This is a genomic window from Streptomyces sp. Z26, from assembly GCF_003665095.1.
GTDB classification, from domain to species: domain Bacteria; phylum Actinomycetota; class Actinomycetes; order Streptomycetales; family Streptomycetaceae; genus Streptomyces; species Streptomyces phytohabitans.
In genome coordinates, this window is sequence record NZ_RCHV01000002.1 from 6,304,288 (window position 1) to 6,316,407 (window position 12,120).

A 12,120-nucleotide genomic window follows, 5' to 3' on the forward strand; every position below is an offset into this window, starting at 1 on the left:
CAGGGCGTTCAATGGAGTGAGCGGGGGCAGCCGTCACCGCGGAGGAGGCATGGAGATGGACAACAGAGCAAAGGTCGCCGCGGGGGGCGTGGCTGTGGGCCTGCTCCTGTGGTGGCTCACATCGTTCTGGATCGCGGTGCTGGTGATCGTCGGCGTGCCTGCGGTCGCCTATCTGGCACTCGACTCCTCCCAGCGCTCCCGGCTCCGCCGCGTGAGCCGCAGGGAGCTGGGCCGCTAGGGCCCGTCCACTTCCTCCCGCCCGGCTCAGGCTCCGTCCGCCGGGCGGGCCGCGATGGCGTCCAAGCCAGCCAGCAGCCCCGGCAGTTCGGGACCGCGGCCCACCGGCGTCACCTCGCCCGGCTCGTCGTCCAGCAGCAGGAACGCGATGTCGTCCGTGCGGGCCACCATGCTCCAGCCGGGACCGTCCGCGCGCAGAACGCGCGCCTCGCCCGATGCGAACGCCGAACGGACCCGCCCCGGCGGAGGCGGCTCCTCCAGATACCCGGCCAGCTCGCGCAGCACCCGCCGTACGGGCGTTTCCCCGCCGTCCCCGCCGCCCGGCCCGGAGGGCGCCGACGGCTCCACCTCCACCTGCCCGCGCCAGGCCGACCACTGCGCGGCGATCTCGTCCGCGCCCAACCGGCGCTGCGCCGGTCCCCACGCCTCCGTGTCCGGCGGGACGAGCACCCTGGCCCACCCCGTTCCGTCCTTCGCTTCGGGCGGCGGATCGTGCGGCGACGGCACCCCCGGCGCGGAGACGGCCAGCGTCAGTGGCCAGCCGGGCAGCGCCGCCGCCACCGTACGGTCGTCGGGTGAGAGGTCGTACTCCATGCCGCAGTCCCACGCGGCGATCGCGCACGCCACCAGCGTCACGTCGTCGGTGGCGACCGTCCAGCGCGCGCCGTCGCCGTCCTGCCCGAACACCAGCCCGTAGCCCTCCGCGTACGGCTCCAGTCCGAGCGCCGCGCACGCCTCGGGATAGTCGTCCCCCAGCACGGCGGGAAACCGGGCCGGTGTCAGCAGGACAGCCGTCAGCACGTAGAGCGCGTCGTCCTCGTCGGCGCCCACGAGGCCCCCTCTCGATCAGCTCCGGGGCACCCTAGCCCCGTACTCCGGATGGTGACAGGGCACCGCCACACGTCCGCAGCGGGCACCGGCGGAGACGCCCGCCGGTCCTGGAGGTTGCCTGTGGTGCCGTCGTGGGTAAGGGTGGCACGGCAGCTGCCACGGTGAAGGGGAGGCGGATGGCGCTCAATACGGGTCTCGACTGGCTACTGGACGATCTCACACGGCGCATATCGTTCATTCGGAACGCCCTTGTGCTCTCCAACGACGGTTTGGTGACGGCGAAGAACGAGGAGTTGGACCGGGCCGACGCGGAACATCTGGCCGCCGTCGCGTCCGGGCTGCACAGCCTGGCGAAGGGCTCCGGCGAGCACTTCGGGGCGGGGCGGGTGCGGCAGACGATGATCGAGTTCGACGAGGGCGTGCTCTTCGTGACGGCGGCGGGCGACGGCAGTTGCCTCTGCGTCCTCGCGAACGGCGACGCCGACATCGGGCAGATCGCGTACGAGATGACCCTTCTGGTCAACCGCGTCGGCGAACACCTCGGAGTGGGCACGCGGAACCCTTGACCTACCTGACCTGCGACGGGGCGGAGTTTTCCACAGGCCCGGCAGGTTTCTCCGCCCCGCGTTAGCCTCGTCACCGAGAGTGATCGGGTGTGACGAGAGGCGGGGGAGGCGACCGACGTGTCGGAGTACGTCGTAGCGGGCCGGGCGGCCCGGGAACTGGGCCTGGGGGCCCGCGAGTTCGAGCTGGCGGTGCAGATCGGCGCGGTGCCCACCGTGCCGGGCCCGGAGCGCTGGGAGCGCCGCGTGCCGCGCGCGGTGCTCGACACCCTGAGGGCGGCGGGAGACTCCCCGGGCGGCCTCCGGGAGCGGCTGCGGACCGTGAGCGCGCAGGAGGCCGCACGGCTGCTGGGCATCAGCCAGGGCCGTTTCGTACGACTGGCGCGGGCCGGGTGCCTCACCCCGGTCCGCTTCCGGATCAACCGCTACCGCGCGGTGGTCTGGCTCTACCTGGTCGACGAGCTGAGCCGGTTCGGGGAGGACAGGCCGGACCTGCTCAGCGGACGGCTCCCGGCCGCGTTGCGGACCACGGTGGACGAGGGCGCCGACTTCCGGCCCCGGCACTGGCGCACCCGGCGCGTCGCGCAGCTCACCGGCCAGGCGCGGGGGCCGTGGGAGCGGGCGGCGGCACGCGCCGCCGTGCTCGCGGCGGAGGTGCGGGCGGAAGCCGTCCCCGACCCCGCCGAGCGGACGCTTCTCGCGGCGCTGGCACCGGAGTTGACGACCTCGCGGTCGGAGTCGGCGGCGACCGCCGAGGTCGTGCGGACGGTCTGCACGGCGTCCGACGAGGACGAGGTGCTGTGGCACCGGCTGCTGCTCGCCGCGGAGCTTGAGGAGGCACGCGGGCACGTCGCCACCGGGCCGGTCCCGGCACGACAGCGGCCGGACGCGGCGCGGGCGGCGGCCGACGCGGCGGCGCGGAGCCGGGCCGAACCCCGGCCCCTCGTACGGTCCGGGGAGTCCGTCCGGAGGGCCACGAGGCTGCGCCGGATACTGGCACGCGCCTCCGCGGCCGGTCGACGCGGGCCGGTCAGTCCTCCAGCTTCCTGAACAGGCCCTCCTGCATCACGGAGACCAGGAGGTTGCCCTCGCGGTCGTAGATCTGACCGCGGGCCAGCCCCCGGGCGCCCGTGGCGATGGGCGACTCCTGCTGGTAGAGGAACCACTCGTCGGCGCGGAAGCCGCGGTGGAACCACATGGCGTGGTCGAGCGAGGCCATGTCGAAACCGCGCCGTCCCCAGAGCGGTTCGACCGGGATGCGCACGGCGTCGAGCAGCGTCATGTCACTGGCGTAGGTCACGGCACAGGTGTGCACGAGAGGGTCGTCGCCGAGCGAGCCGATCGCCCGCATCCACACGCCGCTGCGGGGCTCGGCGTCGACCAGGTCCTTCATGTCCCAGCGCAGGCGCTCCACGTAGCGGATGTCGAAGGCCTGTCTGCGGGCCATCCGTTCGAGCCGCTCCGGCAGGTGTCCCATGTGTGCGCGGATCTCGTCGGCCAGCTTCGGCAGGCTCTCGGGGTCCGGCACCCGCGGCATCGGCAGCTGGTGCTCGATGCCCGACTCGGGCTGATGGAAGGAGGCGGTGAGGTTGAAGATCGTGCGGCCCTGCTGGACGGCGACCACGCGGCGCGTGGTGAACGAACGGCCGTCCCGCACCCGGTCCACCTGGTACACGATGGGCACACCCGGTCGACCCGGCCGGAGGAAGTACGCGTGCAGGGAGTGCACCGGCCGCTCCCCGTCCGTGGTGCGTCCGGCGGCGACCAGCGCCTGCCCGGCAACCTGCCCGCCGAACACCCGCTGGAGGGACTCGTCGGGGCTCTCCCCACGGAAGATGTTGTGGTCGATCCGCTCCAGCGCGAGGAGATCGACGAGGCGTTCGGCGGGACTGGGCGCGGTCACGGGAGGACCCTCTCTGTCTCGGGCCGCGGACGGTGCTCCGCGGTCGTGCGGTGCCGCTCCCGCGCGGCCCCCGGGGCGGGCGTTCCGGGAGCGCCGACGAGGGCGGGAACCGTGGCTCCACCGGGTACGACGCGGGAGCGCGTGGCGGAAGTGCGGGCGGTGGCGCGGTCGTCGGTCACAGCTGCCCGACCGAGCCGACCTGGACGACCGCGCGGCCCTCCTCGTCGGAGGCCGTCAGGTCGACCTCGGCGGAGATGCCCCAGTCGTGGTGGCCCTCGGGATCGGAGAAGGTCTGGCGGACCCGCCACAACCCGTCCTCCGGCACCTCCTCGATGTGGAGCAACCGCGGGCCGCGCGCGTCGGGGCCCGTGCCCAGGTCGTCGTACTCGTCCCAGTACCCGTCCATCGCCTCGGCCCAGGCGTTCGCGTCCCAGCCCGACTCGGCGTCCATCTCGCCGAGTTCGGCGAACTTGTCCAGGGCCGCCAGCTCCACCCGGCGGAACATCGCGTTGCGCACCAGTACACGGAAGGCACGCGCGTTGGCGGTCACCGGCTTCACCTGGTCGGCGCGCGCCTGGGCCTCCTCCGGGGTCTCGTCCGCCGGGTTGGCCAGCTGCTCCCACTCGTCCAGCAGACTGGAGTCGACCTGCCGCACCATCTCGCCCAGCCACTCGATGATGTCCTGGAAGTCCTCCGACTTCAGGTCGTCCGGGACGGTGTGCTGCAACGCCTTGTAGGCGCTCGCCAGGTAGCGCAGGACGATGCCCTCGGTACGGGCCAGCTCGTAGAACGAGACGAACTCCCCGAACGCCATGGCCCGTTCGTACATGTCCCGGATCACGGACTTCGGGGACAGCGGATGGTCACCCACCCACGGGTGGGACTTGCGGTAGAGGCCGTAGGCGTGGAAGAGCAGCTCCTCCAGCGGCTGCGGATAGCTGATGTCCATCAGCCGTTCCATCCGCTCCTCGTACTCGATCCCGTCCGCCTTCATCTCGGCCACCGCCTCGCCCTTGGCCTTGTTGGTCTGGGCGGCGAGGATCTGGCGGGGGTCGTCGAGGGTCGACTCGACGACGGAGACCATGTCGAGCGCGTACGACGGCGACTCGGGGTCCAGCAGCTCGAACGCGGCGAGCGCGAAGGTCGACAGCGGCTGGTTGAGCGCGAAGTCCTGCTGGAGGTCGACGGTCAGCCGGATGCGCCGCCCGTCCGCGTCGGCCTGGTCGGCGTCCAGTTGCTCCACGACGCCGCCGTCCAACAGCGAGCGGTAGATGGCGATGGCCCGCCGGATGTGCCGCAGCTGCGCGCGCCGGTCCTCGTGGTTGTCCTCCAAGAGCTTGCGCATGGCCTGGAACGGGTCGCCGGGACGGGCGATGACCGCCAGCAGCATCGCGTGGGTGACCCGGAAGCGCGAGTTCAGCGGCTCCGGTTCGGCGGCGATGAGCTTCTCGAAGGTCTGCTCGCTCCAGCTGACGAAGCCCTCCGGGGCCTTCTTGCGGACGACCTTGCGGCGCTTCTTCGGGTCGTCGCCCGCCTTCGTGAGCGCCTTCTCGTTCTCCACGACGTGCTCGGGTGCCTGCGCCACGACGAACCCGGAGGTGTCGAACCCGGCCCGTCCCGCCCGGCCCGCGATCTGGTGGAACTCGCGCGCCCGCAGCGTCCGTACCCGGGTCCCGTCGTACTTGGTGAGGGCCGTGAAGAGGACCGTGCGGATGGGCACGTTGACGCCGACGCCGAGCGTGTCGGTGCCGCAGATGACCTTCAACAGACCGGCCTGCGCCAGCCGTTCCACCAGCCGCCGGTACTTGGGGAGCATCCCGGCGTGGTGCACGCCGATGCCGTGCCGCACGTAACGGGACAGGTTCCGGCCGAACTTGGTGGTGAAGCGGAAGTTGCCGATGAGCGCCGCGATCTCGTCCTTCTCGGCGCGCGTGCACATGTTGATGCTCATCAGCGCCTGCGCCCGCTCCACCGCCTGCGCCTGCGTGAAGTGCACGATGTAGACCGGCGCCTGCCGGGTCTCCAGCAGCTCGGTGAGGGTCTCGGTGAGGCTCGTCGTCCGGTACTCGTAGGACAGCGGCACCGGCCGCGTCGCGGACCGTACGACGGCGGTGCTCCGGCCCGTCCGCCGCGCCAGGTCCCCCTCGAACCGGGTGACGTCACCCAGTGTGGCCGACATCAGGATGAACTGCGCCTGCGGCAGCTCCAGCAGCGGGATCTGCCAGGCCCAGCCGCGGTCCGGCTCGGCGTAGAAGTGGAACTCGTCCATCACGACCTGGCCGATGTCGGCCTTCTCGCCGTCGCGCAGCGCGATGGAGGCCAGCACCTCGGCGGTGCAGCAGATGACGGGCGCGTCGGCGTTGACCGAGGCGTCACCGGTCAGCATGCCGACGTTCTCGGTGCCGAACAGCTTGCACAGGTCGAAGAACTTCTCCGACACGAGCGCCTTGATCGGCGCGGTGTAGAAGGTGACCTGGTCCCGTGCGAGCGCCGCGTAGTGGGCGCCCGCCGCCACGAGGCTCTTGCCGGACCCGGTGGGGGTGGACAGGATGACGTTCGCCCCCGAGACCACCTCGATCAGGGCCTCTTCCTGAGCGGGATAGAGCGTGATGCCCCGCTCCTCGGCCCAGTTCGAGAACGTCTCGAAGAGGGCGTCCGGGTCGGCGTCGTTCGGCATCTGATCGATAAGGGTGGCTGTCACGCACCCCATCTTGCCCTTCCACGGCCCGAATCCGGGAACCGGTGGAGGGTCGGTGATCACCGGGCGCTACGCTGTGTCGCCGGCCGGTCGGCAGCGCGCACGCCTGCCCGGAAACCGGCACACGTGAGCGACGCAGCCGTACGCGGGGCGCCGTACGGCACTGGGGTGGGGATCGACGATGATGGGACCGGCGCACTCGCTGTCGGGAGCGGCGGCGTGGCTGGGGGCGGGCGCCGTGGCCAACGCGCTGGACCACCGTATGCCCTGGCCGGTGCTGGTGGTGGGCACGTTGATCTGCGCGGGTGCCGCACTGGCACCGGACCTCGACCAGAAGTCGGCGACGATATCCCGGGCCTTCGGGCCGCTGTCCAAAGCGCTCTGCGGACTGATCGACAAACTGTCCCAGGCGGTGTTCAACGCCACGCGGGGCCGGGGCGAACGGCGTCGGTCCGGCGGCCACCGCACCCTCACCCACACCTGGGTATGGGCGGTGCTGATCGGCATCGGCTTCTCCGCCGCCGCGGTGGCCGGCGGGCGGTGGGCGGTCCTGACGATCCTCTTCATCCACGTCGTGCTCGCCGTCGAGGGACTGCTGTGGCGCATGGCCAGGGTCTCCAGCGACGTCCTGGTCTGGCTGCTCGGTGCGGCCTCGGCGTGGATCCTCGCCGGAGTGCTGGACCAGCCGGGGAACGGTGCGGACTGGCTGTTCCACGGGGACGGTCAGGAGTACATGTGGCTCGGACTGCCCGTCGTGCTCGGCTCGTTGGTGCACAGCATCGGAGACGCGCTGACCATCTCCGGCTGCCCCATCCTGTGGCCGATACCGATAGCGGGCAAGCGCTGGTACCCACTGGGCACACCCCACTTCATGCGCTTCCGCGCCGGTGCCTGGGTGGAGGTGAAGGTCCTGATGCCGCTGTTCATGGTGCTCGGGGGCTTCGGGGCGCTGAGCGCCCTCGGCGTCCTCTGACGCGTCGTCCGACGCCGGGCCACCGCGCGCCCCTGCGGCGGGGCCCGCTCGGGAAGGGCCCGCGCCTCCGGCGACGGCGCCGGACAGCACCGTCCGTGAGGCACCCCGAGGCCCGGCGCCGTACGCGTGGCGCGCCCGACTCCGGCCCGCCCACCCATGATTTTGCGTACGTGCCCGGCCCCCGAGGTCAGCCGTGCCAGGAACGCCACAGCGCGGCGTACGCCCCGTCGTTCCCCACCAGCGCGTCGTGGCTGCCGAGTTCGCTGATCCGGCCGTCCTCGATCACCGCGATCACGTCGGCGTCGTGCGCCGTGTGCAACCGGTGCGCGATCGCCACCACGGTGCGCCCCTCCAGCACCTGCGCGAGCGAGCGCTCCAGGTGCCGCGCCGCACGCGGGTCGAGAAGGGACGTCGCCTCGTCCAGCACCAGCGTGTGGGGGTCGGCGAGCACCAGCCGGGCCAACGCGATCTGCTGCGCCTGCGCGGGCGTGACCTGGTGCCCGCCGGACCCCACCTCGCTGTCGAGCCCGTCGTCCAGCGCCCTCGCCCAGCCGTCCGCGCCGACCGCGCCGAGCGCGGCCCACAGCTCGGTGTCACCCGCGTCCGTACGGGCCAGCAGCAGGTTGTCGCGGAGCGAACCGACGAAGACGTGGTGCTCCTGGTTGACCAGCGCGACATGGGCCCGTACGCGTTCGGCGGGCATCCGGGACAACTCGGCGCCGCCGAGGGTGACTTCGCCGGTCCGGGGCCCGTAGATCCCCGCGAGCAGCCGACCGAGCGTCGACTTGCCGGCGCCGGAGGGGCCGACCAGCGCCAGCCGGGTGCCCGGCGGCACGTCCAGGGAGACGCCGTGCAGGACGTCGGCCCCTTCGTGGTAGCCGAACCGCACCCGGTCGGCGCGCATGTCGCGGCCGTCGGGAGCGAGGGCGTGCTCCCCGGCGTCGGGTTCGATCTCGCGTACGCCCACCAGTCGGGCCAACGAGACCTGCGCGACCTGGAGTTCGTCGTACCAGCGCAGGATCAGTCCCACCGGCTCGAACAGCATCTGGGCCAGCAGCGCCCCCGTGGTGAGCTGCCCGACGGTGATCCAGTCCTGGAGGACGAAGACACCGCCGAGGATCAGCACGGAGCCGACGATCAGCATGTTGCTGATGTTGACGGTGGGGAAGAGGATGGTGCGCAGCCAGAGGGTGTAGCGCTCCCACGCCGTCCATTCGCGGACACGCCGCTCGGAGAGCGCCACGCGTCGCGCGCCCAGCCCGTGCGCCTCGACCGTCCGCCCCGCGTCCACGGTCTCGGCGAGCGCGGCGGCGACGGCGGCGTACCCGGCGGCCTCCGAACGGTAGGCGCGCGGGGCCCGCCGGTAGTACCAGCGGCAGCCGGTCAGCAGCACCGGGAGCGCCACGAGCACGGCGAGCGCCAGCGGCGGCGCCGTGACCCCGAGCGCGCCGAGCAGCAGCGCCGCCCACACCACGCCGATGGAGAGCTGCGGCACGGCCTCCCGCATGGCGTTCGCCAGCCGGTCGATGTCGGTGGTGATACGGGACAACAGGTCGCCGGTGCCCGCGCGTTCGAGGACGCCGGGCGGCAGCCGTACGGACCGTACGAGGAAGTCCTCGCGCAGGTCCGCCAGCATCTGCTCGCCCAGCATCGCGCCCCGCAGCCGGACGAGGCGCACGAAGAACGTCTGCACGGCCAGCGCCACGGTGAACAGCGCGACCGTGCGTCCCAGCGGGATGTCGTCCGCGCCCTCGGAGAGGTCCTGGATGACGGTGCCCAGCAGGTACGGGCCGACCATGGAGGCGGTCACGCCGATCGCGTTCACCACCATCAGCACGGCGAACGGGCGCCGGTGCCGCCGTACCAGCTCGCGCACGTACGCGCGGACTGTCGCCGGGGAGCCGACCGGCAGCGTGGTGGCGGACTCGGGCGCGGCCGGGTCGTACGCGGGAGGAGCGACGCCGATCATGCGTGAGTGGTCCCTTCGGCGAGTTCGTCGTCGGTCTCGCGGGTGACGACGGCGCGGTAACGCGGGTCCGCGCCGAGTAGTTCGCGGTGGCTGCCGGACGCGGCGACGCGCCCGTCCCGTACGAGGACGACGTGGTCCGCGTGGTCGAGCAGCAGCGGGCTGGAGGTCAGGACGACCGTCGTGCGTCCGGCACGGACGCGGCGCAGCGCGTCCGCGATCCGCGCCTCGGTGTGCGAGTCGACGGCGCTCGTCGGCTCGTCCAGGACCAGTACGGGCGGGTCGGTGACGAGGGAGCGGGCGAGCGCGAGCCGTTGGCGCTGCCCGCCGGAGAGCGACCGGCCGCGTTCGGTGACACGTGCCTCCAGCGGGTCGCCGTCGAGCCCGGGTGTGCCCTGCCGCAGCGCGTCCAGCACGTCGCCGCACTGCGCGGCGGCCAGCGCCTCGTGCGCCGGGACGCGGCCGGACGCGGGCACGTCGAGCAGTTCCCGGAGGGTGCCGGAGAGCAGGACCGGGTCCTTGTCCTGGACGAGGACGGCCGCGCGCGCCCGCGCCAGCGTGACATCGTCCAGCGGGACGCCGCCCAACAGGACGGACGGCGGGGCGGGTCGGGCCGTATCCGGGGCGTCGGTGCCCCCGCGCCCCGCGCGGCCCGTGCCGGCGCCGGAGCCCCGTACGACCGCCGCGCCATCACCGCCCCCGCCACCGTTCCCGCCACCACCGTCCCCGTCTCCGCTGCTCTCGCCGTCCTCGACACCCGCGTCGTGCCCGCCGAGTCGGGCCGCCAGCCGCCCCGCCTCGTCCGGGTCGCCGCACACCACCGCGGTCAGCCGCCCCGCCGGGGCCAGCAGTCCCGCGACGGGGTCGTGCAGGTCACCCGCCACCGGGTCGACGAGTGCGGCGCCCCTGTCGCCGCGCCCCTCCACGGCTCGGCGCAGCCCCAGCACCCGGGCGGCTCGGGCGGCCGAGGGCCGGGAGAACGAGTACGCCATCGCGAACTCCTGCACCAGCCGCAGCGGGAACAGCAGGAAGGTCACCGCGCCGTACACGGTGGTCAGTTCACCGACCGAGATGCGCCCGTCCATCGCCAGCCCGGTGCCGTGCCACACCACCGCGATCAGCAGCAGCCCCGGCAGCGCCACCTGCACGGCCTCGATCAACGCCCACATCCGGGCCGTACGCACCGCCGCCCGCCGTACCTCCTGCGACGCGCCGCGGTACCGCTCCAGGAACAGCTCCTCGCCGCCGATGCCCCGCAGCACCCGCAGCCCGGCCACCGTGTCCGCCGCCAGCTCCGTCGCGCGCCCCGCCTTCTCCCGCTGGAGGTCGGCGCGACGCGTGGCACGCGGCAGCATCGGGAGCACCACCGCGATCAGCAGGAGCAGTCCGGCGGCGACCAGAAGGCCCAACTCGGGTTCGTACGCGATCAGGCCCGCGCACACGCAGAGCGCGACCAGCACCCCCGCGCTGAACCGGGACACCGACTCGACGCACCAGCCGATCTTCTCGATGTCGCCGGTGGAGACCGCGACGACCTCGCCTGCGGCGACCCGTTGGGTGAGGGTGGCGCCCAGTGCGGACGTACGGCGGGCCAGCAGCTGCTGTACGCGGGCGGCGGCGGTGATCCAGTTGCTGACGGCAGTACGGTGCAGCATGGTGTCGCCCACCGTGGCGCCGACGCCGATCAGCGCGAGCAGCGTGGCCGCCAGCGCGAGCCGTTCGCCGGAGCGGTCCACGACGGCCTGCACGGCCAGCCCGACGGCCACGGGGATGCTCGCCACCGACGCCATGTGCAGCGTGCCCCACGCCAGCGACTTCGCCTGGCCGCGCAGTTGGCGTCGGCCGAGCCAGAGCAGCAGGCGCGGGCCGGAACGTACGTCGGGGACGCCCGGGTCGGCATACGGAAGATCGCGAATCAGCATGACGTCCCGGTGCGTGTCGGCGGGGTGGGGGATGAGGGGCCAGCTTGTCCAGCGCGGGCACCGGATATCAACCAGTTTTCCCCGGCCCGTCGTCACGCCGCGCGGGGTGCGACGATGAGGGAATGGAGACAACGGGTGTGGGGCGGGCGCGCGGCAGGACGACGGCGACCCTTGCGGTGGCGACGGTGGCGGTGGCCGCGCTGCTCGGCGGTTGCGGCGACGACGGCGGGGACGACGGGGGAGGCGGGAAGGCGGCCGCGGAGTCGGGCGGTTCCGCGAAGAAGGGGTCCGCCGAGAAGGCCGATCCGACGCGCCTTCCCGGTGTCGGTGACCGGCTCCACGCGAAGATCCCGGCCCGCTCCGAGCAGGTCGTCGCGGTCCACGGTGAGGGCGCGGACTCGGCCGACGCCACCGTGGAGCTGTACACGAAGGAGGGCGGGCGCTGGTCCCGTGACAAGAGCTGGCCCGCGCACAACGGCAAGCGTGGTTGGACGCCCCGGCACCACGAGGGCGACAAGCGCAGCCCCGTGGGCGTCTTCGGCCTGTCCGACGCGGGCGGCGTACTGCCCGACCCGGGCGCGAAGCTGCCGTACACGCACACCGCGGCCTTCACCCCGCCCTCGTACTGGGCCAAGTCCACCCGGCACGACTTCGACCGCGTCATCGCCATCGACTACAACCGGGTCGAAGGCACCTCGCCGCTCGACCCGACCCGGCCGGAGGGCCAGTCCAGGGGCGGCAGCATCTGGCTGCACATGGACCACGGCAGCGGTACGTCGGGCTGCGTCAGCCTGTCCCGTTCGGGGATGGAGTACCTGCTGCGCACGCTCGACCCGGAGCGGCACCCCGTCGTGGTCATGGGGGACAAGGCGTCGCTGGCGAAGTGAGCCGACCGGGCCGGGGCGGCGGTGTACCGGCCCGGACCGGGGCGCAATACCTTGCAGCAAGAACGCGGAAATCCTTGCGCAGCGTCTTGACGTGTGCACGGTGCGGCGGCAGGCTCGCCGCACTACCCCCACGGTGGCCT

At 72.8% G+C, this 12,120-nt stretch carries 10 protein-coding genes; 5 read left to right on the forward strand and 5 right to left on the reverse strand.

What is annotated here, in order from left to right; all coding sequences use genetic code 11:
* Positions 1–55 precede the first annotated feature (55 nt).
* Entirely contained in the window at positions 56–238 is a 183-nt protein-coding gene (locus tag D7M15_RS27325) for a hypothetical protein (protein ID WP_121521517.1), read from the forward strand.
* A gap of 26 nt (positions 239–264) precedes the next feature.
* Here D7M15_RS27325 and D7M15_RS27330 read toward each other — a convergent pair whose 3' ends face one another.
* Entirely contained in the window at positions 265–1,068 is an 804-nt protein-coding gene (locus D7M15_RS27330; RefSeq protein ID WP_121519928.1) for a hypothetical protein, read from the reverse strand.
* 176 nt (positions 1,069–1,244) lie between these two features.
* On the opposite strand from D7M15_RS27330, the gene D7M15_RS27335 reads away from it, so the two are divergent.
* A complete protein-coding gene (locus D7M15_RS27335; RefSeq protein ID WP_121519929.1) occupies positions 1,245–1,634 on the forward strand; it encodes a roadblock/LC7 domain-containing protein in 390 nt (129 codons plus the stop codon).
* Positions 1,635–1,751: 117 nt separating this feature from the next.
* The gene (locus tag D7M15_RS27340) at positions 1,752–2,681 is read left to right on the forward strand and encodes a DUF6397 family protein (RefSeq protein WP_121519930.1); all 930 of its coding nucleotides are present in this window, start codon (positions 1,752–1,754) and stop codon (positions 2,679–2,681) included.
* On the opposite strand, the gene D7M15_RS27345 is transcribed toward D7M15_RS27340, so the two are convergent.
* Both D7M15_RS27345 and D7M15_RS27350 read right to left on the reverse strand, forming a co-directional pair.
* A complete protein-coding gene (locus tag D7M15_RS27345; protein WP_121519931.1) occupies positions 2,662–3,534 on the reverse strand; it encodes an acyl-CoA thioesterase II in 873 nt (290 codons plus the stop codon). The genes D7M15_RS27340 and D7M15_RS27345 overlap by 20 nt on opposite strands.
* 175 nt (positions 3,535–3,709) lie before the next feature.
* Complete coding sequence (locus D7M15_RS27350) at positions 3,710–6,244, reverse strand: DEAD/DEAH box helicase (RefSeq protein WP_121519932.1); 2,535 nt, start codon at positions 6,242–6,244, stop codon at positions 3,710–3,712.
* 169 nt (positions 6,245–6,413) lie between these two features.
* Here D7M15_RS27350 and D7M15_RS27355 point away from each other — a divergent pair, with 169 nt between their 5' ends.
* On the forward strand, positions 6,414–7,205 hold the full coding sequence (locus D7M15_RS27355; RefSeq protein WP_121519933.1) for a metal-dependent hydrolase: 792 nt from the start codon (positions 6,414–6,416) through the stop codon (positions 7,203–7,205).
* 187 nt (positions 7,206–7,392) lie between these two features.
* On the opposite strand, the gene D7M15_RS27360 is transcribed toward D7M15_RS27355, so the two are convergent.
* Entirely contained in the window at positions 7,393–9,174 is a 1,782-nt protein-coding gene (locus D7M15_RS27360; RefSeq protein WP_121519934.1) for an ABC transporter ATP-binding protein, read from the reverse strand.
* The gene (locus D7M15_RS27365; protein ID WP_121519935.1) at positions 9,171–11,093 is read right to left on the reverse strand and encodes an ABC transporter ATP-binding protein; all 1,923 of its coding nucleotides are present in this window, start codon (positions 11,091–11,093) and stop codon (positions 9,171–9,173) included. The genes D7M15_RS27360 and D7M15_RS27365 overlap by 4 nt, the downstream gene beginning before the upstream one ends.
* 122 nt (positions 11,094–11,215) lie before the next feature.
* On the opposite strand from D7M15_RS27365, the gene D7M15_RS27370 reads away from it, so the two are divergent.
* Positions 11,216–11,980, forward strand: a complete 765-nt coding sequence (locus D7M15_RS27370; protein ID WP_240649521.1) for a L,D-transpeptidase family protein — start codon at positions 11,216–11,218, stop codon at positions 11,978–11,980.
* The last annotated feature ends 140 nt before the right edge of the window (positions 11,981–12,120 follow it).